36 protein-coding genes are annotated in these 19,959 nt (G+C 39.9%); all 36 read right to left on the bottom strand.

Annotated features, from left to right (window positions below):
* Positions 1-252: 252 nt before the first annotated feature.
* Positions 253-1,548: a glutamate-cysteine ligase family protein gene (locus F9856_RS09785; protein ID WP_236659600.1), complete on the bottom strand. Its 1,296-nt coding sequence runs from the start codon at positions 1,546-1,548 to the stop codon at positions 253-255.
* Positions 1,549-1,746: 198 nt separating this feature from the next.
* Positions 1,747-2,133 carry a 50S ribosomal protein L17 gene (rplQ, locus tag F9856_RS09780; RefSeq protein WP_000331493.1) on the bottom strand — a complete coding sequence of 129 codons (387 nt, stop codon included), beginning with the start codon at positions 2,131-2,133 and terminating at the stop codon, positions 1,747-1,749.
* Positions 2,134-2,147: 14 nt separating this feature from the next.
* Positions 2,148-3,086, bottom strand: a complete 939-nt coding sequence (locus F9856_RS09775) for a DNA-directed RNA polymerase subunit alpha (protein WP_004195512.1) — start codon at positions 3,084-3,086, stop codon at positions 2,148-2,150.
* Between the two features lie 44 nt (positions 3,087-3,130).
* Positions 3,131-3,514, bottom strand: a complete 384-nt coding sequence (gene rpsK, locus F9856_RS09770) for a 30S ribosomal protein S11 (RefSeq protein ID WP_004195509.1) — start codon at positions 3,512-3,514, stop codon at positions 3,131-3,133.
* Between the two features lie 17 nt (positions 3,515-3,531).
* Positions 3,532-3,897 (bottom strand): 30S ribosomal protein S13, encoded by a 366-nt coding sequence (rpsM, locus tag F9856_RS09765; protein WP_002936622.1) that lies wholly within the window; start codon positions 3,895-3,897, stop codon positions 3,532-3,534.
* A 19-nt stretch (positions 3,898-3,916) separates the two neighbouring features.
* On the bottom strand, positions 3,917-4,033 hold the full coding sequence (gene rpmJ / locus F9856_RS09760) for a 50S ribosomal protein L36 (protein WP_001808836.1): 117 nt from the start codon (positions 4,031-4,033) through the stop codon (positions 3,917-3,919).
* 24 nt (positions 4,034-4,057) lie between these two features.
* Positions 4,058-4,276 carry a translation initiation factor IF-1 gene (gene infA / locus F9856_RS09755; protein ID WP_002936627.1) on the bottom strand — a complete coding sequence of 73 codons (219 nt, stop codon included), beginning with the start codon at positions 4,274-4,276 and terminating at the stop codon, positions 4,058-4,060.
* Positions 4,277-4,397: 121 nt separating this feature from the next.
* Entirely contained in the window at positions 4,398-5,039 is a 642-nt protein-coding gene (locus F9856_RS09750) for an adenylate kinase (protein WP_002936630.1), read from the bottom strand.
* A gap of 93 nt (positions 5,040-5,132) precedes the next feature.
* The gene (gene secY / locus F9856_RS09745) at positions 5,133-6,443 is read right to left on the bottom strand and encodes a preprotein translocase subunit SecY (RefSeq protein ID WP_014637293.1); all 1,311 of its coding nucleotides are present in this window, start codon (positions 6,441-6,443) and stop codon (positions 5,133-5,135) included.
* Between the two features lie 13 nt (positions 6,444-6,456).
* Complete coding sequence (gene rplO / locus F9856_RS09740; RefSeq protein WP_002936637.1) at positions 6,457-6,897, bottom strand: 50S ribosomal protein L15; 441 nt, start codon at positions 6,895-6,897, stop codon at positions 6,457-6,459.
* 135 nt (positions 6,898-7,032) lie between these two features.
* Positions 7,033-7,215 (bottom strand): 50S ribosomal protein L30, encoded by a 183-nt coding sequence (rpmD, locus tag F9856_RS09735; protein ID WP_002936638.1) that lies wholly within the window; start codon positions 7,213-7,215, stop codon positions 7,033-7,035.
* Positions 7,216-7,229: 14 nt separating this feature from the next.
* Entirely contained in the window at positions 7,230-7,724 is a 495-nt protein-coding gene (gene rpsE, locus F9856_RS09730) for a 30S ribosomal protein S5 (protein ID WP_002936639.1), read from the bottom strand.
* A gap of 18 nt (positions 7,725-7,742) precedes the next feature.
* Positions 7,743-8,099, bottom strand: coding sequence for a 50S ribosomal protein L18 (gene rplR / locus F9856_RS09725; RefSeq protein WP_002936641.1), 357 nt, complete (start codon positions 8,097-8,099; stop codon positions 7,743-7,745).
* Between the two features lie 88 nt (positions 8,100-8,187).
* Positions 8,188-8,724 (bottom strand): 50S ribosomal protein L6, encoded by a 537-nt coding sequence (rplF, locus tag F9856_RS09720; protein WP_202106450.1) that lies wholly within the window; start codon positions 8,722-8,724, stop codon positions 8,188-8,190.
* A gap of 337 nt (positions 8,725-9,061) precedes the next feature.
* A complete protein-coding gene (rpsH, locus tag F9856_RS09715; RefSeq protein ID WP_002936647.1) occupies positions 9,062-9,460 on the bottom strand; it encodes a 30S ribosomal protein S8 in 399 nt (132 codons plus the stop codon).
* 191 nt (positions 9,461-9,651) lie between these two features.
* Entirely contained in the window at positions 9,652-9,837 is a 186-nt protein-coding gene (locus tag F9856_RS09710) for a type Z 30S ribosomal protein S14 (RefSeq protein ID WP_002936651.1), read from the bottom strand.
* A gap of 14 nt (positions 9,838-9,851) precedes the next feature.
* Entirely contained in the window at positions 9,852-10,394 is a 543-nt protein-coding gene (rplE, locus tag F9856_RS09705) for a 50S ribosomal protein L5 (protein WP_002936653.1), read from the bottom strand.
* A 23-nt stretch (positions 10,395-10,417) separates the two neighbouring features.
* A complete protein-coding gene (gene rplX, locus F9856_RS09700; RefSeq protein WP_002936656.1) occupies positions 10,418-10,723 on the bottom strand; it encodes a 50S ribosomal protein L24 in 306 nt (101 codons plus the stop codon).
* Between the two features lie 80 nt (positions 10,724-10,803).
* The gene (gene rplN / locus F9856_RS09695) at positions 10,804-11,172 is read right to left on the bottom strand and encodes a 50S ribosomal protein L14 (protein ID WP_002936658.1); all 369 of its coding nucleotides are present in this window, start codon (positions 11,170-11,172) and stop codon (positions 10,804-10,806) included.
* Positions 11,173-11,196: 24 nt separating this feature from the next.
* A complete protein-coding gene (rpsQ, locus tag F9856_RS09690; protein WP_000440801.1) occupies positions 11,197-11,457 on the bottom strand; it encodes a 30S ribosomal protein S17 in 261 nt (86 codons plus the stop codon).
* A gap of 23 nt (positions 11,458-11,480) precedes the next feature.
* Positions 11,481-11,687, bottom strand: coding sequence for a 50S ribosomal protein L29 (rpmC, locus tag F9856_RS09685; protein WP_002936659.1), 207 nt, complete (start codon positions 11,685-11,687; stop codon positions 11,481-11,483).
* A gap of 9 nt (positions 11,688-11,696) precedes the next feature.
* A complete protein-coding gene (rplP, locus tag F9856_RS09680) occupies positions 11,697-12,110 on the bottom strand; it encodes a 50S ribosomal protein L16 (protein ID WP_002936660.1) in 414 nt (137 codons plus the stop codon).
* 3 nt (positions 12,111-12,113) lie between these two features.
* Complete coding sequence (gene rpsC, locus F9856_RS09675; protein ID WP_002936661.1) at positions 12,114-12,767, bottom strand: 30S ribosomal protein S3; 654 nt, start codon at positions 12,765-12,767, stop codon at positions 12,114-12,116.
* 12 nt (positions 12,768-12,779) lie between these two features.
* Positions 12,780-13,124, bottom strand: a complete 345-nt coding sequence (gene rplV / locus F9856_RS09670) for a 50S ribosomal protein L22 (RefSeq protein WP_002936662.1) — start codon at positions 13,122-13,124, stop codon at positions 12,780-12,782.
* A 17-nt stretch (positions 13,125-13,141) separates the two neighbouring features.
* On the bottom strand, positions 13,142-13,423 hold the full coding sequence (gene rpsS, locus F9856_RS09665) for a 30S ribosomal protein S19 (RefSeq protein WP_000533766.1): 282 nt from the start codon (positions 13,421-13,423) through the stop codon (positions 13,142-13,144).
* Between the two features lie 251 nt (positions 13,424-13,674).
* Positions 13,675-14,508, bottom strand: coding sequence for a 50S ribosomal protein L2 (gene rplB, locus F9856_RS09660; protein WP_029998705.1), 834 nt, complete (start codon positions 14,506-14,508; stop codon positions 13,675-13,677).
* Between the two features lie 17 nt (positions 14,509-14,525).
* A complete protein-coding gene (locus F9856_RS09655) occupies positions 14,526-14,825 on the bottom strand; it encodes a 50S ribosomal protein L23 (protein WP_004195491.1) in 300 nt (99 codons plus the stop codon).
* The gene (rplD, locus tag F9856_RS09650) at positions 14,825-15,448 is read right to left on the bottom strand and encodes a 50S ribosomal protein L4 (RefSeq protein ID WP_004195490.1); all 624 of its coding nucleotides are present in this window, start codon (positions 15,446-15,448) and stop codon (positions 14,825-14,827) included. The genes F9856_RS09655 and rplD overlap by 1 nt, the downstream gene beginning before the upstream one ends.
* Before the next feature lie 24 nt (positions 15,449-15,472).
* Positions 15,473-16,099, bottom strand: coding sequence for a 50S ribosomal protein L3 (gene rplC, locus F9856_RS09645; RefSeq protein WP_011921686.1), 627 nt, complete (start codon positions 16,097-16,099; stop codon positions 15,473-15,475).
* 209 nt (positions 16,100-16,308) lie between these two features.
* On the bottom strand, positions 16,309-16,617 hold the full coding sequence (gene rpsJ, locus F9856_RS09640) for a 30S ribosomal protein S10 (RefSeq protein ID WP_002939332.1): 309 nt from the start codon (positions 16,615-16,617) through the stop codon (positions 16,309-16,311).
* Between the two features lie 253 nt (positions 16,618-16,870).
* Positions 16,871-17,341 (bottom strand): sigma-70 family RNA polymerase sigma factor, encoded by a 471-nt coding sequence (locus tag F9856_RS09635; protein WP_172014513.1) that lies wholly within the window; start codon positions 17,339-17,341, stop codon positions 16,871-16,873.
* A 93-nt stretch (positions 17,342-17,434) separates the two neighbouring features.
* Complete coding sequence (locus F9856_RS09630; RefSeq protein ID WP_236659598.1) at positions 17,435-17,980, bottom strand: nucleotidyltransferase family protein; 546 nt, start codon at positions 17,978-17,980, stop codon at positions 17,435-17,437.
* 309 nt (positions 17,981-18,289) lie between these two features.
* On the bottom strand, positions 18,290-18,607 hold the full coding sequence (locus tag F9856_RS09625) for a DUF1292 domain-containing protein (protein WP_004195480.1): 318 nt from the start codon (positions 18,605-18,607) through the stop codon (positions 18,290-18,292).
* Positions 18,608-18,618: 11 nt separating this feature from the next.
* The gene (ruvX, locus tag F9856_RS09620) at positions 18,619-19,038 is read right to left on the bottom strand and encodes a Holliday junction resolvase RuvX (RefSeq protein ID WP_099780101.1); all 420 of its coding nucleotides are present in this window, start codon (positions 19,036-19,038) and stop codon (positions 18,619-18,621) included.
* Entirely contained in the window at positions 19,038-19,304 is a 267-nt protein-coding gene (locus F9856_RS09615) for an IreB family regulatory phosphoprotein (RefSeq protein ID WP_004195477.1), read from the bottom strand. Before F9856_RS09615 ends, ruvX begins: the two co-directional genes overlap by 1 nt.
* Before the next feature lie 106 nt (positions 19,305-19,410).
* On the bottom strand, positions 19,411-19,809 hold the full coding sequence (spx, locus tag F9856_RS09610) for a transcriptional regulator Spx (protein WP_004195475.1): 399 nt from the start codon (positions 19,807-19,809) through the stop codon (positions 19,411-19,413).
* Positions 19,810-19,959: the final 150 nt, after the last annotated feature.

Raw genomic sequence — 19,959 nt, 5'->3', positions numbered from 1 at the left:
TGAAACTTTTTTCGTTCCTCTGTTAACTAGCCCCTCAAGAGACAACTCATTTATTCTATCACGACTTATATACTTTGTCAACCGATTTTTTGGGATTTTTTAGATTTTTTTATGAAATTTGGCGAAAAACTGAGAGGCATACTAATCGGAGATTGTATATTTTCTTCGTATGCCTCCAGTATATCAAAATTTTACCGGTCTTTATGTTTTTTGTGAAAATCTATGGCTACCTATTCATATTTTAGTGGACTGTCACAATACCCCGGAGTCATCAATTAATGAATTGTACAGTGGAGTTAAATATTTTTCTTCACTGTATCCTCTCAAAAGGAGGGCTTCATGTGCACAATCTAATAATGTCTTAGAAAAGTCTTTCACCATTCTTTGTTCTAAATCAGAAAGTTTTTTTCTCGAAAATTGTCTACGTAACTTTGAATAATTTCTGCCAAATTCTTTAAAGAACTCCGTACTTTCTAGAATTTCTTCCAATTTCACGAGATTGGCGAACAGACCTAAATGAAAGGCTATGGGAGCAAATGTTGTTTCAAATGGTTGTGTACATGTACTTCGAAATTCAATAGTTCCTCGTTTGGTAAGCTCTTGATAGTGGTATGAGCGATGGTTTTTGAAATCATCTGCTTTCGGAACAAAGTAACATATCTCACCAGTTTCTGAATACGCTGCAAATTTTTCTTGCTCAAAAAAAGATTTGACAGTAATCGGTTTAAAATAATAATAGCAGTTATCCCTGATGACATAAAACATTGCGGACTCTTCTTGGTATTGACAATATTCTGCCTCAGTACGAAATTCCTCTGAGTAGATACCAACGTTATTCTTTAAGAGGCCATGCATTGAATATTCCCAAAAATAATCCCTAGTAAGGGCCATATCATCTATCTGGTCGAATGGTGAATTTGCAAACAAAAACGCCTTCGCTGCTTCAATTTTATTAAACGCATTAATGACTCGTAAAAAGGATTTTCGACTCACATCAAACTGCACTTGATTTCCGCAAATAAAGCCAGCATATTCAGTATAGGGATGCATATTAGGTTTGCCTTCTCCTAGCTTGAGATAGTTCATCAACATCCTATATCGGCCCGTATCTACCGGTCTATTGTCATTATTTTCCCAATTGGGATTTATCCCTAACCCCTGCAATTCGTGTCCATTTTGACGCAAATAATATTGAATATTCTCTAGATATTCTTTATGACGCTCTTCTACACTACCAATATTTTTTGCTTTTGCGAATGCAAATTCTAGTGTATTATACGTGACTTCAAATAGTATGAGGTCTCCCGATTCGTGCTGGAGTTCTATCGGATTTCCTCTATCATCTCTTTTGACGATGGTAAACCCATTTTGATTAGAAATATGTCGCATCATATCTGTAGCCACTTGGATAGAAGTTGCTTTCCCTGAGATATTAACTATCGGATATTCTAATTCTACACCTATAAACAATTCTGGCTTTTCTTTAATGTTAGCAAAATAGTATTCTTCAAAACAATTGCCTAGGGATGTCATGTCTTCTCTATTCATTTTATAAGTATATCAAAATTTTTGAGTAAAACAAAAACGCCTGCTTACGAAATTATTCTATCTTAGAGTAATTTCGTAAACAAGCGTCCAATCAACATGATGAGTGTTACCGCTGAGACAAGCTCAGCGGTAGACCAGAGCTAGACTAAGAATCAGAATAGGATTCCATCATCATAACACTCAACAAAATTGATGATCTTATACAAGTTCGATAATTGCCATTGGTGCAGCATCACCACGACGTGGTTCAGTTTTGAGGATACGAGTATATCCACCATTACGTTCTGCATAACGAGGTGCAATTTCAGAGAACAATTTTTGAAGTGCTGTAGTAGAAGTGTACTTATCAGTTGCTTCATCATAGTTTTCAGATGCAATTTCGTTACGAACAAATGCTGCTGCTTGACGACGTGCGTGCAAATCACCACGTTTACCAAGTGTGATCATTTTTTCAACTGTTTTACGGATTTCTTTAGCACGAGCTTCAGTTGTAACGATTGATTCGTTGATCAAAAGGTCAGTTGTCAAATCGCGCAACATTGCTTTACGTTGTGAGCTAGTGCGTCCTAGTTTACGGTATGCCATGATTTCCTCCTATATTATTTATCTTTTTTCAATCCTAGACCAAGATCAGCCAATTTAACTTTAACTTCTTCAAGACTCTTGCGACCAAGATTGCGCACTTTCATCATTTCTGGCTCAGTTTTCTCTGTCAAGTCGAATACAGTGTTAATGCCTGCACGTTTCAGACAGTTATATGAGCGAACAGATAGATCCAATTCTTCAATCGTACGATCAAGCATACGATCATCTGAAGCCACTTCAGCTTCTTTCATCACTTCTGCAGATTTTGCAACTTCAGTCAAGTCAGTGAAGAGACCTAAGTGCTCCATCAAAATGCGTGCAGAAAGACCTAAAGCATCTTCTGGAATAATGGTGCCATTTGTGTTGATTTCAAGTGTTAATTTGTCAAAACCATCGTTGCTACCAACACGAGCTGGTTCAACTTGATAATTGACTTTCTTCACTGGCGTATAGATAGAATCTACAGCAAGTGTTCCCACTGGTGCATCATCTTTCTTATTACCCTCAGCTGGTACATAACCACGACCTGAATTGACAGTCAAAACAGCTTTAAAAGTGGCACCATCAGCAATGGTAAAGAGATAATGGTCAGGGTTTACAATTTCAATGTCACTATCTGTAAGAATGTCTCCTGCTGTTACTTCAGCTGGACCTACTACATCAAGTTCAATTTTCTTTTCGTCTTCGACATAAGATTTTACAGCAATGCCTTTGATGTTAAGAATAATTTGCATAACATCTTCACGAACACCTGGAACTGTGTCGAATTCGTGGAGTACACCATCAATTTTAATTGATGTTACTGCAGCACCTGGAAGTGAGGCAAGAAGTACACGACGAAGAGAGTTACCAAGAGTTGTACCGTAACCACGTTCTAATGGTTCGATCACAAATCTGCCGTAATCTTTATTTTCATCAATTTTTGTTATTGTTGGTTTTTCAAACTCAATCATTTCTTACTCCCTCTTAAACGAAAAGCTGTGTATGGAATGTATGATTATACACGGCGACGTTTTGGAGGACGAGCACCATTGTGTGGTACAGGAGTCACATCACGAATTGCTGTTACTTCAAGACCAGCGGCAGCAAGAGCGCGGATAGCAGACTCACGACCTGAACCTGGGCCTTTAACGGTAACTTCAACTGTTTTAAGACCGTGTTCTTGTGCAGATTTAGCAGCTGCTTCTGAAGCCATTTGGGCTGCGAATGGTGTAGATTTACGAGAACCTTTGAAACCAAGAGCACCAGCTGATGACCAAGCAATAGCGTTACCATGCACATCAGTAATCATAACAATAGTGTTATTAAATGTAGCGTGAATATGAGCAATACCAGATTCGATATTCTTTTTCACACGACGTTTACGTGTTGGTTTAGCCAATTTTTCTACCTCCTATATTATTTTTTCTTACCTGCAATCGCAACAGCTTTACCTTTACGAGTGCGGGCATTGTTTTTAGTGTTTTGTCCACGGACAGGAAGTCCACGACGGTGACGGATACCACGGTATGAACCGATTTCCATCAAACGTTTGATGTTCAAGTTAACTTCACGACGGAGGTCACCTTCAACTTTGATTGCATCAACTTCACGACGAATAGCATCTTCTTGATCTGATGTCAAATCTTTCACGCGTACATCTTCTGAAATACCTGCAGCTGCAAGAATTTTTTTAGATGTTGCAAGACCGATACCATAAACATAAGTTAATGAAATAACTACACGTTTGTCATTTGGAATGTCAACTCCAGCAATACGAGCCATGTTTTCTCCTTTCTATTTCTTAACCTTGACGTTGCTTGTGTTTAGGGTTTGCTGGGCAAATCACCATAACACGACCATTACGACGAATAACTTTGCAGTATTCGCAAATTGGTTTGACCGATGGTCTTACTTTCATGTTTAATCCCTCCAAGTATTTCGACTATTTAAAGCGGTATGTGATACGTCCACGTGTCAAGTCGTATGGACTAAGCTCAACAGTTACGCGGTCACCGACCAAAATACGAATGTAGTTTTTACGGATTTTACCTGAAACAGTTGCAAGGACTTGGTGTCCGTTCTCCAACTCAACAGTAAACATAGCATTTGGCATTGTATCGACTACTTTGCCTTCAATTTCAATCACATCTTCTTTTGCCATGCAAAAGTAACCCCTCTCTAAATATCGATTTGATGTCCTCTGAACACAGAGGTAACAATTATAAGTCAGACTAGGCTATTTTATCATCTTTGTATAAAAAATGCAAGCCAAATCTATTAGTTTATTGCAATTTTGATAGTACTGTATCAATTGCTTGGAAAACAAGGTCAATGTCTTGGTCACCTTCAATATCATGGACCAGCCCTTTTGCACGATAATGATCAATGATTGGCTGTCCTTGTGCGATATTGACCTCTAAACGACGTTTGACAGATTCTGGCTTGTCATCTTCACGTTGATAGAAGTCTTCCTCTTTGTAGTCTCCAACAGGTGGATTGAATACTTTGTGGAAAGTCTCTCCGGTTTCTTTATGAATAATACGACCGCTGAGACGCTCTACCAATTTTGAAGGATCAATCTCAATATTGATAACACCTTGCAACTCAATTCCTAAGTCAGCCAAATTTTCATCCAAGGCATGAGCTTGTTCAATCGTACGAGGATAGCCATCTAGTAAAAAGCCTTTTTCCTTGATGTCATCCTGAACCAAACGTTCTTTGACAATGCCATTAGTAACTTCATCGGGAACGAGGTCACCCTTATCAATGTACGACTTGGCAAGAATACCCATTTCAGTCTGATTGGCCATTGCTGCACGGAACATATCTCCTGTTGAGATATGAGCAACATTGAATTTCTCAACAATCTTGGCCGCTTGTGTCCCTTTACCAGCACCTGGTAAACCCATAATTAAAAGATTCATGACAAACTCCTTATTTTGTTTTCACATAAATTTGCCATTATTGACAAACTTATCTAAAAACAAAATAGAAGGTTGACTAGGTCAACCTATATTCTATTCTGTAATTTCTAAGAAACCTACATATTTTCTCTTAAGAAGGTAGCCTTCTAATTGCTTGATGCCTTCGATACTTGTAGAGATTACGATAATCAAACTTGTACCAAGGAACGCAATGCTTGAAGAAAGCCCAAAGAGATTTTGCGCAAGGATAGGCAACAAAGCTACAAAACTCAAGAAGAGCGCACCGATTACTGCCAATCTTGTCAATAATTTTGACAAAAACTGTTCAGTGCCATTACCAGGACGAACTCCATGGATATAGGCTGCACTTTTCTGAAGGCTTTCTGCAGTCTTCTCAGGATTTACTTGAACAAAGGTGTAGAAGAATGTAAAGGCAATAATTAAACCTGCATATACAATCATACCTTTAGCAGTTGAATAATCAAAGTATTCCTGAACTGTCAATAACCACCCGGCACTCTTATTTTGACTTGCGAAATATTGAATCAAAGAAGTTGGAACTGCAGTGATTGAGCCTGCAAAGATTACGGGAATAACTCCTGCTGGATTCAATTTCAACGGTAAATATGAGCTAGAAGGTGCTCCTTGTGCACGTTTTGTATATTGAATTGGTAATTTATATTCTGCTTGTTGTACAAAAGTTGTAAAATACACAACAAAGAATATTAATACGACGAGTGCAGCAACAAAGATTGCTGACTCCCCCAAACGACTTGATTCAATATTAACAAAGCGATCAATGTAAATCTCGTGAAAAGTTCCTGGTAGTGATGAAATGATACCCGCGAAGATAATCATTGATGTACCATTACCATAGCCCTTTTCAGAAATTTGTTCCCCCAACCAGGTTACAATAATCGAACCTGTTGTCAAAATTGATCCAATCAACAAATATGTTTGCCAATTTAGTGGCATATTGGTCAATTTTGCACCAGACAAGGCATTAAAGCCTGCTGTAATACCAATAGATTGAACAAATGCCAGTACCAAAGAAATGTAGCGTGTTGCCTGATTCAGTTTACGACGACCAACTTCACCTTGCTTACCCCATTCAACAAATTTAGGTAAAATATCCATTTGCAAAAGTTGAACAATGATGGAAGCTGTAATATAAGGACTAACCCCTAGTGCGAAAACTGAGAAATTACGCATAGCATTTCCCGAAACCAAGCTCAACATGTTCAAAAATGGAACATTTGACAAGGCTTCAAGACTCTTTGCGTTTACTCCTGGTACTGTAATGTGGGTTCCTACGCGGAAGACAAAAAGGATAAAGATAGTAAATAGAATTTTACTACGTACCAATTTTACCTTTAAGGCATCTTTTAAAAGTTTAAAAAACATAGGCTGTCACCTCTTAGATGACTTCTACTGAGCCACCTTTAGAAGTGATTGCTTCTTCAGCTGATTTAGAGAATTTAGCAGCTTTAACTGTCAATTTCTTCGTCAATTCACCGTTACCAAGAATTTTAATTCCTGATTTTTCAGCTTTAACGATTCCAGCTTCGATAAGCACAACTGGTGTTACTTCTGCACCATCTTCAAAAGCGTTCAATTGATCAAGGTTAACGATTGCGTACTCTTTAGCGTTGATATTTGTAAATCCACGTTTTGGAAGACGACGGAACAATGGAGTTTGTCCACCTTCAAAACCTGGGCGAACACCGCCACCGCTACGAGCTTTTTGACCTTTTTGACCACGGCCAGATGTTTTACCGTTACCTGATGATGTACCACGACCTACACGGTTGCGGACTTTACGAGAACCTGTAGCAGGTTGTAATTCATGAAGTTTCATTATTATTTCTCCTCTTTTATATGCTAGCGCCTGTGAAGTACAAGAGTCTTCCTCCACAAACTCGCTATATGTAAATATGTAAAATGGACTAGAAGTCGCAAAGATTTCTCTATGCGACTTAGTCTATTTGTTAGATTATTTAACTTCTTCTACAGTTACCAAGTGAGAGATAGCGTTAACCATTCCAAGAATAGCTGGGTTATCTTCTTTAACAACTGAAGAGTTCAATTTACCAAGTCCAAGTGCAACAACTGTTTTACGTTGTTCTGGTTTGCGACCGATTGGAGACTTAGTCAAAGTGATTTTAATTTGAGCCATGAGTATCTCCTTTCTTATGCTAAATCAGAAACTGAGATGCCACGAAGTGCAGCCACTTCTTCAGCACGTTTCAATTGTTTCAAACCTTCAACTGTTGCGCGAACGATGTTGATTGGTGTGTTTGAACCAAGTGACTTAGAAGTCACATCTGCAATACCTGCCAATTCGATTACGGCACGAGTTGCACCACCGGCAGCAACCCCAGAACCTTCTGAAGCAGGTTTCAACAATACACGAGCGCCGCCAAATTCTGAGCGAACTTCGTGAGGGATTGTTGTACCAACCATTGGTACTTCAATCATGTTTTTCTTAGCAGATTCAACTGCTTTACGGATAGCTTCTGGTACTTCTTGAGCTTTACCAGTACCGAAACCTACGCGACCGTTACGGTCACCAACAACCACAAGAGCTGCAAAACGAAGACGACGTCCACCTTTAACAACTTTTGTAACACGGTTGATGGCTACTACGCGTTCTTCAATTTCAACTGCGTTATCTTTGAATGCCATTTCTTAGTGTCCTCCCTATTAGAATTTCAATCCGTTTTCACGAGCTGATTCAGCCAAAGCTTTCACACGTCCGTGATAGAGATATCCACCGCGGTCAAAGACCACTTCAGAAATACCTTTAGCTACCGCGCGTTCAGCAACGAGTTTACCTACAACAACAGCTTGTTCTGTCTTAGTACCTTTTGAAACTTCTTTATCAAGAGTAGAAGCGCTTGCGAGCGTTACACCCGCTACGTCATCAATCACTTGAGCGTAGATGCCTGTATTAGAACGGAAAATGTTCAAACGTGGGCGAGCAGCAGTTCCAGAGATTTTACCGCGAACGCGACGGTGGCGTTTTTGGCGGATTTTGTTTTTATCTGGTTTTGAAATCACAATATTCACCTCTTAATGTATGATTCTGTTTCTTACGAAACAATTTGAGAAATAGTCAGCCAGGTGGCTAAGCCACCTCAGCAAGCTATTATTTACCTGTTTTACCTTCTTTACGGCGAACGAATTCACCAACGTAGCGGATACCTTTACCTTTATATGGCTCAGGAGCGCGAAGGCTACGGATGTAAGCTGCTGTTTGACCAACAACTTCTTTGTTGATACCAGACACGACGATTTGTGTTGGTGTTGGAACTTCAAATGTGATACCTTCTGGTGCAACCACTTCATCTGGATGTGATTTACCAACAGCAAGTGTCAATTTGTTACCAATCAATTGAGCACGGTAACCGACACCACGCATTTCAAGTTCTTTTTTGAAGCCTTCAGAAACACCAACAACCATGTTGTTGAGGTTAGCACGGCTAGTACCGTGAATAGTCTTCATTTCTTTTGAATCGTTTGGACGGTGAAGAGTAACTTCTGTACCTTCCACACGGATTTCAATAGCAGTTGGGAATTCACGAGTCAATTCCCCTTTAGGTCCTTTTACAGTCACCACACCGTTGTTTTGAGCAAGCTCAACACCAGCAGGCAATGTAATTACTTTATTACCAATACGTGACATATTTTTTAATTCTCCTGTTAAATTATCAAGCCGTCAAGCGACTAGTTTTCACGGGGTGAACAAGATACAAAGCCGTTAAGCAACTCGAAGAAAAATAGGAAACTCGACTGCTGATGCTTGAACATCTAAGGAGAGTTTATCTTTTTTCAAAGAGTTGTAGGCGTGTTCAATTAGTGAATCTTGTTCTAGTTTGGTTTTATGATACCTTCAAATCAGATTATTAGATTTGAACCCGAGCTGTGACCTGTGTGAAAAAGATAAATCAAACTTGAATGCAAGTATTCTTCGTTTGATTTCCTACTTTCACTTGGGTCACTACGCTCTTGGTATCATCCAATTACCAAACGTATGCGATAACCTCACCACCAACGTTCTTTTGACGAGCTTGTTTGTCAGTCAAAAGACCTTCTGATGTTGAGATGATTGCGATACCAAGTCCGTTAAGAACTTTTGGAATATCTTCACGTTTTGAGTAAACACGAAGACCTGGTTTTGAAACGCGTTTCAAGTTAGTGATAACTTTCTCACCGTTTGGTCCGTATTTCAAGAATACACGGATGATGCCTTGTTTGTCATCTTCGATGAATTCAACGTTTTTCACAAAACCTTCGTTTTTAAGGATTGTAGCAATACCTTTTTTGATGTTTGATGCAGGTACTTCAAGCACTTCGTGTTTTGCTTGGTTAGCGTTACGAATACGTGTCAAAAAATCTGCAATTGGGTCAGTCATAACCATTTGTTGTTTCTCCTCTTACTAGCAGTTTGATTGGATCACTTGCTAGTTAATGATGTCCTTGCGGACAAGTAGTAAGTGTGTATATAGAATAAGTTGCTAGTCCTAAGCAAGTCTAGAAAGCACTTCGCAGGCAATACTGAGGTATGTCCAGAAGTGCTGACGACGAATTGCAACGGAATAGCAAGTTATTCTTACCAAGAAGCTTTTGTTACGCCAGGAATTTGTCCAAGGTAAGCCAAGTCGCGGAAGCATACACGGCACAATTTGAATTTGCGGTAAACTGAGTGTGGACGTCCACATTTTTCACAGCGTGTGTAAGCTTGTGTAGAGAACTTAGCTGGGCGTTTGTTCTTAGCGATCATTGATTTTTTAGCCATTTATTCTCTCCCTCTTATTTTGCAAACGGCATACCAAGGCCAGTAAGCAATGCACGTGATTCTTCGTCAGTGTTAGCAGTTGTAACGATAACGATATCCATACCGCGAGTCTTATCAACATCGTCGAAGTTGATTTCTGGGAAGATCAATTGCTCTTTCACACCAAGTGTGTAGTTACCACGTCCGTCGAATGACTTAGTTGGTACACCGTGGAAGTCACGTACACGTGGAAGTGAAACTGTAACCAATTTGTCCAAGAACTCATACATACGTTCGCCACGAAGAGTTACTTTCGCACCGATCGCAACACCCTCACGAAGACGGAAGCCGGCGATTGATTTCTTAGCTTTAGTGATAAGTGGTTTTTGACCTGAGATCAAAGCCAATTCTTGAGCAGCTTTCTCAAGGTTTTTAGCGTTAGAAACAGCGTCACCAACACCCATGTTCAAAACGATCTTATCAACTTTTGGCACAGCCATAACTGAAGAATAGTTAAATTGTTCAGTCAAAGCAGGAACTACTTCATTAAGATATTTTTCTTTTAAACGATTTGCCATTATACTTCTCCTTTCCTTCGTGATTAATCAAGCACTTCGCCTGATTTTTTGTTGTAGCGAACTTTTTTGCCGTCTACAAACTTGTAACCAACGCGTCCTGCAACACCATTTTTGTCAAGAACTTGAACGTTTGACACATGGATTGGAGCTTCTTTTTCAACGATAGCGCCTTGAGGGTTTTCGCTATTTGGTTTTTGGTGTTTCTTAACGATGTTAACACCTTCAACAATAACTTTGTTTACTTTTGGAAGTGCTGTTACGACAACTGCTTCAACGCCTTTGTCTTTACCAGCGATTACGCGAACTTTATCGCCTTTTTTTACAAACATTTGATTTCTCCTATAATTTCTTACGCCCTAATGGGCACCCTGTTACTCTGGTGAGATAACAGGGGACTTAGTTTGTTAGATTAAAGTACTTCTGGTGCCAATGAAACGATTTTCATGAAACCGCCATCACGCAATTCGCGTGCCACTGGGCCAAAGATACGAGTTCCGCGAGGGTTTTTGTCTTCACGGATGATAACTGCAGCATTCTCATCGAATTTGATGTATGAACCATCAGCACGACGAGCACCTGTCTTAGTACGAACGATAACGGCTTTAACAACGTCACCTTTTTTAACCGCACCACCAGGAGTAGCTTGTTTTACTGAAGCAACGATGATGTCGCCGATGTTCGCGAATTTACGTCCTGAACCACCAAGAACTTTGATTGTCAAGATTTCACGTGCGCCACTGTTGTCAGCAACTTTCAAACGAGTTTCTGTTTGAATCATGTCAATTTTCTCCTTTCAGGTTGATTAAATGATAACTGCCTCTTCCACAACTTCTACAAGACGGAAACGTTTTGTAGCTGAAAGTGGGCGAGTTTCCATGATACGAACGATATCGCCTTCTTTAGCAACATTGTTTTCATCATGAGCTTTGTACTTTTTAGAGTAGTTAATACGTTTACCATAGACTGGGTGGTTACGTTTAGTTTCAACTACAACTGTGATTGTTTTGTCCATTTTGTCAGATACTACGCGTCCAACAAGAACTTTACGATTATTGCGTTCCATTGAAATTCTCCTTTCCCAATCTATTATTTAGTTTCAGATTGCACAGTTTTGATACGTGCAATTTGTTTCTTCACTTCGTTCAAACGAGCAGTTTGCTCAAGTTGACCAGCAGCAGCTTGGAAACGAAGCTCGAAGAGTTCTTTCTTCAATTCGTTTTCTTTCTTAGCAAGTTCTTCTTGAGAAAGGCCACGAAGTTCTTTTACAAAATCTTTAATTTCTTGAAGTTTCATGTCTTCTCCTTATTCTGCTTCACGTTTTACGAATTTAACTTTAACTGGCAATTTGTGACCAGCAAGGCGGAATGCTTCACGTGCGATTTCTTCAGAAACGCCAGCTACTTCAAACATAACCTTACCGCGTTTAACTGGAGCTACCCAACCTTCAGGAGCACCTTTACCAGAACCCATACGTACACCGATAGCTTTAGCAGTGTATGATTTGTGTGGGAAGATCTTGATCCAAACTTTACCACCACGTTTCATGTAACGCGTCATAGCGATACGGGCAGCTTCGATTTGGCGGTTTGTAATCCATGAGCTAGTAGTTGCTTGAAGACCGTATTGACCAAAGTCTACTTGTTTTCCACCTTTAGCTTCACCGCGCATTTTTCCACGGAATTCACGACGGTGTTTTACACGTTTAGGTACTAACATTTGTTATTTACCTCCTTTAGTGTTTTTACGAGCTGGAAGAACTTCACCACGGTAGATCCATACTTTAACACCAAGTTTACCGTAAGTTGTCAAAGCTTCTTCCCAAGCGTAGTCGATATCCGCACGAAGTGTATGAAGAGGAACAGTTCCTTCTGAGTAGCCTTCTGCACGGGCAATATCAGCACCGTTCAAACGACCAGAAACTTGTGTTTTGATACCTTTTGCACCAGCGCGCATTGCACGTTGGATAGCTTGTTTTTGAGCACGACGGAATGCCACACGTTGCTCCAATTGACGAGCGATTGACTCACCAACAAGGTGTGCATCCAAATCAGGTTGTTTGATTTCGATGATGTTGATGTGTACTTGCTTACCAGTCAATTTGTTCAATTGAGCACGAAGTGCATCAACGTTGCTACCAGCTTTACCGATAACCATACCTGGTTTAGCAGTGTGGATAGAAACGATTACTTTATTTACAGCACGTTCGATTTCGATTGTTGATGTTGACGCATCAGCCAATTCTTTTTTGATAAAGTTGCGGATTGCAAGATCTTCATGAAGGTAATCCGCGTATTCTTTTTCAGCATACCATTTAGCATCCCAATCACGGATGATGCCAACACGCATACCAATTGGATGTACTTTTTGACCCACGTTTTTACCTCCTTATTTCTCTGCCACAACTACAGTGATGTGAGCTGTGCGTTTGTTGATTGGTGAAGCAGAACCTTTCGCACGTGGACGGAAACGTTTCAATGTTGGTCCTTCGTTTGCGAATGCTTCGCTGACTACCAAGTTAGCTTTTTCCAAACCAAAGTTGTTTTCAGCGTTAGCGATTGCTGAGTTCAAAACTCCCTCGATAATGCCTGCAGCTTTGTTTGGTGTGAATTTCAAGATTGCGATTGCGTCTGCTACGCTTTTGCCACGGATATTATCCAAGACAAGACGTGATTTACGAGGTGAAACACGTACTGTGCGAGCAGTTGCTTTAGCTGAAGTAATTTCTGCCATTGTGTTTTCCTCCTAAATTATTTACGACGAGTTTTCTTGTCGTCAGCAGCATGACCTTTGTAAGTACGAGTTGGTGCAAATTCACCAAGTTTGTGACCTACCATGTCTTCTTGAATGTATACAGGTACGTGTTTACGTCCATCGTAAACTGCGATTGTATAACCGATGAAACTTGGGAAGATCGTTGAACGACGTGACCAAGTTTTAATTACTTTTTTCTTTTCGTCGTTTGCTTGAGCTTCAACTTTTTTCATCAAATGCTCATCGACGAAAGGTCCTTTTTTAAGACTACGTCCCATTTTAGTGTTTTCTCCTTTAAAATATGTACCACAGCGGCTTGGGAGCTGGACAGAACCCCCAGTTCCCGTGTTCGTTGTCCTGCCCCCGCACAGTTGATTAGAAGTTTCGACGTAGCTAAGCTACTAGAAACTGCAATCAACTACTGCGTCAAACTGGCATTTCAATCAAACTGAGGTGCTGGAATAATCAGTCCATAACAAACCCTACCGAGTTGGCGGATGATATAGAATGCTAGGCAACTAAGAATATATTATTTTTGGTTGCGACGACGAACGATAAGTTTGTCAGATTTAGCTTTCTTGTTACGAGTTTTCAAACCAAGAGCTGGTTTACCCCATGGTGTAGATGGTGCTTTACGACCAACTGGTGCTTTACCTTCACCACCACCGTGTGGGTGATCGTTAGGGTTCATTACAGAACCGCGAACTGTTGGACGGATACCTTTCCAACGGCTACGACCTGCTTTACCAAGGTTAACAAGGCCATGTTGTTCGTTACCTACCACACCAACAGTAGCACGGCAAGTACCAAGGATCATACGAACTTCACCTGATTGAAGACGAACAAGAACGTATTTACCTTCTTGACCAAGAACCTGTGCAGATGCACCGGCAGCACGAACCAACTCACCACCGCGACCTGGTTTCAACTCGATGTTGTGAACAACAGTACCGACTGGGATGTTTGCAAGTGGAAGTGCGTTACCAACTTTGATATCTGCTTCTGGACCTGAAACGATGCGTTGACCAACTTCAAGACCTTTAGGAGCAATGATGTAAGCTTTAACACCGTCTGTGTAGTGTACAAGAGCGATGTTTGCTGAACGGTTTGGATCGTACTCGATAGTTTTAACGATTGCTTCAACGCCATCTTTGTTACGTTTGAAGTCTACCAAACGGTAGAAACGTTTGTGACCGCCACCTTGGTGACGAACAGTGATGCGACCATTGTTGTTACGACCAGCTTTGTTTTTCAATGCAACAAGCAAGCTTTTTTCTGGAGTGCTTGTTGTGATTTCAGCGAAGTCCAAAGAAGTCATGTTACGACGGCCATTTGTCGTTGGTTTATAAACTTTAATACCCACGTTAATTCCTCCTTTGATTATTCAGCGTCAGCTGTAGCGAACAATTCGATCGCTTTTGAATCAGCAGCCAATGTGATGATTGCTTTTTTCACTTTGTTTGTGCGACCTACATAACGACCTACGCGTTTTGTTTTAGGTTTCACGTTGATTGTGTTAACATTTGCAACTTTAACACCCTCGAATGCAGCTTCAACAGCTTGCTTGATCAAGAGTTTGTGTGCACGAGTGTCAACTTCAAATACATACTTGCCTGCTTCGAGTTGGCCCATTGAGCTTTCTGTGATGACAGGTTTTTTGATAACATCATACAAATTCATTATGCAAGAACCTCCTCAATTTTAGAGATAGCTGCTTGAGTTACAAGAAGTTTGTCTGCATTTGCGATGTCAAGTACGCTTGCAGTTGTTGCAGTTGCAACTTTAACTCCTGGGATGTTACGAGCAGAAAGAGCTGCGAATTCGTTGCCTTCTTCAAGAATAACAAGGACTTTAGAATCAATGCTCAATGCTGCAAGTACTTTTGCAAATTCAGCAGTTTTTGGAGCTGTGAATTCAAGTGAGTTAACAGCTACAAATTTGTTTTCAGCAACTTTTTCTGAGTAAACAGATTTAAGTGCCAAGCGACGAACTTTTTGTGGAAGTTTGTACGCGTATGAACGTGGAGTTGGTCCGAAAACTACGCCACCGCCACGCCATTGTGGTGAGCGGATAGAACCTTGACGAGCACGTCCAGTTCCTTTTTGACGCCATGGTTTGCGTCCGCCACCTGAGACTGCTGAACGGTTTTTAACTGCGTGAGTACCTTGACGAAGGCTAGCACGTTGGCTGATGATTACATCAAATACAACTGCTTGGTTTGGCTCGATACCAAAGATCGCATCGTTAAGAACTACTTCACCAGCTTGTTTACCAGTTTGGTCAAATAATGTTACGTTTGCCATTTCGACTGATTTCCCCTTTCCTTATTATTTACCAGCTTTAACTGCTGACTTGATAGTGATAAGAGATTTCTTAGCACCTGGTACGTTACCTTTGATAAGGATAACGTTCTTTTCTGGAACAACTTGTACAACTTCAAGGTTTTGAATTGTTACACGGTTGCCGCCCATGCGACCTGCAAGGTTTTTACCTTTGAATACACGGTTAGGTGCAACAGGACCCATAGAACCTGGACGACGGTGGTAACGAGAACCGTGAGCCATAGGACCACGTGATTGACCATGGCGTTTGATAACACCTTGGAAACCTTTACCTTTAGATGTACCAGTTACATCAACAACATCACCAGCTGCGAAAGTTTCAACTGTAATTTCTTGTCCAACTTCCAAGCCTTCAATGTTTTTGAATTCACGAATGAAGCGCTTAGGAGCTGTGTTAGCTTTAGCTACATGGCCTTTGGCAGGTTTGTTGCTCAATACTTCACGTTTGTCATCAAAACCAACTTGAACTGCTGCATAACCGTCAGTTTCAACTGTTTTCACTTGAAGAACAACGTTTGGAGTTGCTTCGATGACAGTAACAGGGATAAATTCACCAGATTCAGTGAAGATTTGAGTCATTCCCACTTTTTTCCCTAAGATTCCTTTTGTCATGAGAAAAATATTCCTTTTCTTATTTTATAGTTAAAAAGTTTTTAACGAGCGTTTTTCATGCTCAAACCAAGATACAAAGGGCGTCAAACTCAAAGTGAAAATAGGAAACTTGACGAAGAAACTTCTGTTTCTAGGAAAGTTTATCTTTTTCACACGGAGTTTAGCCCGTGTTCAATTATGAACACTTGCTTTTCTACCTTGCTACTTGATTACAATTTAATTTCTACGTTTACACCACTTGGAAGATCCAATTTCATCAAAGCATCAACTGTTTTTTGAGTTGGGTTGATGATGTCGATCAAACGTTTGTGTGTACGCATTTCGAACTGCTCACGAGAGTCTTTGTACTTGTGAGTCGCACGGATGATTGTGTAGAGGCTACGTTCTGTTGGAAGCGGAACTGGACCAGCTACTTGAGCACCTGTACGAGTTGCAGTTTCAACGATTTTTGCAGCTGCTGTATCAAGTGTACGGTGTTCGTACGCTTTCAAGCGGATGCGGATTTTTTTGTTTGCCATCTTTTTCTCCTTTTCGTCTATTTAAGATAATAGGCTAGCTCCACAAGAAAACCAACACGTGTTGCGTGGCAATGCAACCGAGCGTGTCGCAACCTCTTGCATCAAAGCTACAGCCGTAATTTTTACGGCACTAGAACATTCTATCAAATTATATTGTACATTGCAAGAGTTTTTACTCGAAATTCAAAAAAATCTTAAAACACTTGTTCTAAGATTTTTTGAACCTCCTCTATTTCCTTTTTATAGAAGAGTATTAGCGAAAGTCTTTTAAATAGATTTGTAAATCGCGAATCATTTCACGGCGACCACGGAAACATTGGCCACTAATTAGTTTTTCATAATTTTCAAGCTGGTCATTGCTTAGTTTTTTTCGATAATCTCTCAAGGCCCCTCTCAACATTAACAGCTCGTCATTGACTAAACCTGGCGATTGTATAACGTGAGATAAATCATGAATGTCTTCATGTGGCATGCGGTCAAACTTACGCTTCTGACTTTCTTGTCTGCGTACACGGTCTTTGACCCGATTTCTAAATTTCACTTTAAAATAGCAATACAACTGTTCTTGCTCATCAGCTAACCACGGTTGATCTTCCAACAATTCAAATAAGGTCATCATGCCCTCTTGATCCCAATCTTCCCTGTCCCAGAGCTTAATATAAAACTCTTTTCGAGCCTTGTTGACAATCCCTTTTACGCTATCATAGACCTTTTCAAATTTCATCATCCCATCCCCTTTGTTTGATGGTTTAAGTTTATCGAAAAGGCACGATTTCCAACAGGACATTTTTGTCTACTAATTAGTAAATATGGTTTATCATTCGTATTTTATAGTTATTACAGGCCATTGTTCTTTCCAGTTTTTCTTTTTTATTCTTTTCTCATATAAATCCATACGTTTAGAATTACCAATAAAATGAGGAGTTGGTCGTACCAAATATTTATAAATATCAGTCAATCCATAAGGCGCAAATAGTTCTATATTCCCTTTCTCTGTCTGACGAACACCAATTGCGGTACACCTTTCAGGAAATTTTTCCATCGAATCTCTCGACGATTGATAGGGAAGAGTGTCTGGGCTATGAATGTGCATAAATACTTGATTCTTAACTTCCCATTGATATTCCGGATATCTTTGATGCAAATTTGCTTCTAATTCTTTCGTTTCTTGATGCGATATTTTCTCATCGTAAAAGATAAAATCAACATCCGTATTTTTATCAAAACGATAGTGATTCCAGATAAAATTTCGAATTGTTCCCGCACAAATCCATGAATCCGCTAAGTCTAAATCCTTTACAATCTCCAAAATCCTATTGATATCAGGGGCTTGCGATAAATATTTTCCCAACTCTTCTTTCATACAATCCTCTACCTTCAAGTTGTTCATTGATTTTAGTTATTTTTTCTAGCTTCCTTAAGAAATATCATTCTAACGACAGGGAGCAAATCAAAATATTCACCGGACCTTAATTCGTTCTTTGATTTGCAAACTCATGATAAAAAGGTCCACCGGACCTAGTTTGGCCCTCTTGTTTTCAAGCAAAAGATAAAAAGGTCCACTGGACCTTAATTCGCTTTCTTGTTTTCAGGCTCATGATAAAAAGGTCCACTGGACCTTAATTCGCTTTCTTGTTTTCAGGCTCATGATAAAAAGGTCCACTGGACCTTTTTATTCCTCCATAAAGCTGTTGAAGACTTCTTCAATCATATCCCATTCTGCTGTTGCGTCTTCTGGGATAGGTTGGAGGTCGCCTTCTGTGCCGTTCTCATTTTCGATGTATGAGTAGGCTTGGATTTCAACTTCTCCGTTCTCATCTTCTTCTGCACTTGCAGGAATCAAGAGAACATAGTTCTTACCAAACTCTTCTTGACCGTCAATCGTCAATAAGATTTCAAAAAGTGTTTCGTTACCTTGGTCGTCTACCAAAGTAATCAATTCACGCTCGTCGTGATTGTGGTCGTGTTCATGGTCATGATGATGTGCCATTAGAATCTCCTTTAAAATGTTCTATCTAAATAATTTTGTAAAATCAGCTGAGCTGCTAATTTATCGATAACTTTCTTGCGTTTTCCTCGGCTGATATCCGCTTGCTCAATCAACATGCGTTCTGCCGCAACGGTCGTCAAACGTTCATCCTGGTAATCAACCGGTAGTTTGAATTGCTCAATCAATAAATTTCCATAGGCTTGACTAGCCTCAACACGAGGTCCGCTAGTATTGTTCATGTTCTTAGGTAAACCGACAACAAATTTATCAACCTTGTACTGTTCTACAAGTTCGGTCAAACGCTCCAGACCGAATTCGCCCTTTTCTTCATCGATTGGGATGATTTCCAACCCTTGGGCCGTGAAACCTAACGGATCTGAAATAGCTACACCAACTGTCTTAGAACCGACGTCTAATCCCATTATTCTCATTAGAGGTCAATCCCATTCCCTTTCAAATAGTAGCGCACCAATTCTTCAATGATTTCATCTCGTTCATGCTTACGAATCTGATTGCGGGCATCATTATAGCGAGGAATATAAGCAGGGTCCCCACTTAATACATAGCCAATGATTTGGTTAATCGGATTATAGCCCTTTTCCTCTAGCGAACGATAAACACCAGTCAATGTCTTGCTGATTTCTTGTTTATCTGTGTCATCCAGACGAAAACGAACTGTTTCTTCCGTGAATCCCATACTTACACCTTCTTTCAATTTTTATTCATTTTCATTATATCATATTTCTAGAACAAGCACAAAGAAAGTGCAAAAAGAACTCCATAAATAGAGTTCTTCCTACTCTTTATAGGGCTGCTCGCATACGAGCTTGGGCATTTTCAACATTTCGAACCGCTCGCGGTAAGAAGGCGCGAATGTCATCTTCCTTGTATCCAACCTGCAATCGTTTCTCGTCAATCAGAATTGGACTTTTCAAAATACGTGGATTAGAAGCAATCAAGTCGATCACTTCATTGACACTTAAATCTTCTATATCAAAATCCAAACTCTTAGCATAGCGATTTTTTGACGATACAATACTTGCAATGCCATTTTCCGTCTTGGTTAAAATATTTAAAATTTCTTCCTTGGTGATTGCCTCTTTAGCCAGATTATGTTCGTTATAGGACAATTGATGGGCATTCAGCCAGTTCTTTGCTTTCTTACAAGAAGTACAACTAGATACTGTATAAATTTTAATCATGTAGTCACTCCTTTGCTACATCTTAGTAAGCACATTATAGTCTATTATACCACATATTCCATCCGTCTGTAGACCTATTTTTAAAAAACTTTAAATTTTTGGGGGAAAATTCGGGTTTTGGTAAGAAAAAAGTTTGGTCTCCCCAAACTT

Source organism: Streptococcus suis, assembly GCF_016743335.1.
Lineage (GTDB): Bacteria > Bacillota > Bacilli > Lactobacillales > Streptococcaceae > Streptococcus > Streptococcus suis_Y.
Note: the sequence above shows the minus strand (reverse complement) of the source record. Positions and strands in the feature narration are given on the sequence as shown.

Excerpts from the sequence above, each read along its gene's own strand:
- rpsM (WP_002936622.1), bottom strand. The coding sequence starts at position 3,897 with ATGGCTCGTATTGCTGGAGTTGACATTCCAAATGACAAACGTGTAGTT.
- rplN (WP_002936658.1), bottom strand. The coding sequence starts at position 11,172 with ATGATTCAAACAGAAACTCGTTTGAAAGTTGCTGACAACAGTGGCGCA.
- F9856_RS09615 (WP_004195477.1), bottom strand. The coding sequence starts at position 19,304 with ATGGGATTCACGGAAGAAACAGTTCGTTTTCGTCTGGATGACACAGAT.
- rpsS (WP_000533766.1), bottom strand. The coding sequence starts at position 13,423 with ATGGGACGTAGTCTTAAAAAAGGACCTTTCGTCGATGAGCATTTGATG.
- F9856_RS09750 (WP_002936630.1), bottom strand. The coding sequence starts at position 5,039 with ATGAATCTTTTAATTATGGGTTTACCAGGTGCTGGTAAAGGGACACAA.
- secY (WP_014637293.1), bottom strand. The coding sequence starts at position 6,443 with ATGTTTTTTAAACTTTTAAAAGATGCCTTAAAGGTAAAATTGGTACGT.
- rplX (WP_002936656.1), bottom strand. The coding sequence starts at position 10,723 with ATGTTTGTAAAAAAAGGCGATAAAGTTCGCGTAATCGCTGGTAAAGAC.
- rpmJ (WP_001808836.1), bottom strand. The coding sequence starts at position 4,033 with ATGAAAGTAAGACCATCGGTCAAACCAATTTGCGAATACTGCAAAGTT.
- rplV (WP_002936662.1), bottom strand. The coding sequence starts at position 13,124 with ATGGCAGAAATTACTTCAGCTAAAGCAACTGCTCGCACAGTACGTGTT.
- rplP (WP_002936660.1), bottom strand. The coding sequence starts at position 12,110 with ATGTTAGTACCTAAACGTGTAAAACACCGTCGTGAATTCCGTGGAAAA.
- F9856_RS09630 (WP_236659598.1), bottom strand. The coding sequence starts at position 17,980 with ATGAAAGAAGAGTTGGGAAAATATTTATCGCAAGCCCCTGATATCAAT.
- rplD (WP_004195490.1), bottom strand. The coding sequence starts at position 15,448 with ATGGCAAACGTAACATTATTTGACCAAACTGGTAAACAAGCTGGTGAA.
- spx (WP_004195475.1), bottom strand. The coding sequence starts at position 19,809 with ATGATTAAAATTTATACAGTATCTAGTTGTACTTCTTGTAAGAAAGCA.
- rpmC (WP_002936659.1), bottom strand. The coding sequence starts at position 11,687 with ATGAAACTTCAAGAAATTAAAGATTTTGTAAAAGAACTTCGTGGCCTT.
- rpsH (WP_002936647.1), bottom strand. The coding sequence starts at position 9,460 with ATGGTTATGACTGACCCAATTGCAGATTTTTTGACACGTATTCGTAAC.
- F9856_RS09635 (WP_172014513.1), bottom strand. The coding sequence starts at position 17,341 with ATGAAATTTGAAAAGGTCTATGATAGCGTAAAAGGGATTGTCAACAAG.
- F9856_RS09775 (WP_004195512.1), bottom strand. The coding sequence starts at position 3,086 with ATGATTGAGTTTGAAAAACCAACAATAACAAAAATTGATGAAAATAAA.
- rplC (WP_011921686.1), bottom strand. The coding sequence starts at position 16,099 with ATGACAAAAGGAATCTTAGGGAAAAAAGTGGGAATGACTCAAATCTTC.
- F9856_RS09655 (WP_004195491.1), bottom strand. The coding sequence starts at position 14,825 with ATGAATTTGTATGATGTTATCAAAAAACCTGTCATCACAGAAAGCTCA.
- F9856_RS09710 (WP_002936651.1), bottom strand. The coding sequence starts at position 9,837 with ATGGCTAAAAAATCAATGATCGCTAAGAACAAACGCCCAGCTAAGTTC.
- rplQ (WP_000331493.1), bottom strand. The coding sequence starts at position 2,133 with ATGGCATACCGTAAACTAGGACGCACTAGCTCACAACGTAAAGCAATG.
- ruvX (WP_099780101.1), bottom strand. The coding sequence starts at position 19,038 with ATGAGAATAATGGGATTAGACGTCGGTTCTAAGACAGTTGGTGTAGCT.
- rplO (WP_002936637.1), bottom strand. The coding sequence starts at position 6,897 with ATGAAACTTCATGAATTACAACCTGCTACAGGTTCTCGTAAAGTCCGC.
- rplE (WP_002936653.1), bottom strand. The coding sequence starts at position 10,394 with ATGGCAAATCGTTTAAAAGAAAAATATCTTAATGAAGTAGTTCCTGCT.
- rpsE (WP_002936639.1), bottom strand. The coding sequence starts at position 7,724 with ATGGCATTCAAAGATAACGCAGTTGAAATTGAAGAACGCGTAGTAGCC.
- rpsQ (WP_000440801.1), bottom strand. The coding sequence starts at position 11,457 with ATGGAACGCAATAATCGTAAAGTTCTTGTTGGACGCGTAGTATCTGAC.
- infA (WP_002936627.1), bottom strand. The coding sequence starts at position 4,276 with ATGGCAAAAGAAGATGTGATTGAAATTGAAGGCAAAGTAGTCGATACA.
- F9856_RS09785 (WP_236659600.1), bottom strand. The coding sequence starts at position 1,548 with ATGAATAGAGAAGACATGACATCCCTAGGCAATTGTTTTGAAGAATAC.
- rpmD (WP_002936638.1), bottom strand. The coding sequence starts at position 7,215 with ATGGCTCAAATTAAAATCACTTTGACTAAGTCTCCAATCGGTCGCAAA.
- F9856_RS09625 (WP_004195480.1), bottom strand. The coding sequence starts at position 18,607 with ATGGCACATCATCATGACCATGAACACGACCACAATCACGACGAGCGT.
- rplF (WP_202106450.1), bottom strand. The coding sequence starts at position 8,724 with ATGTCACGTATTGGTAATAAAGTAATTACATTGCCTGCTGGTGTTGAG.
- rpsJ (WP_002939332.1), bottom strand. The coding sequence starts at position 16,617 with ATGGCAAACAAAAAAATCCGCATCCGCTTGAAAGCGTACGAACACCGT.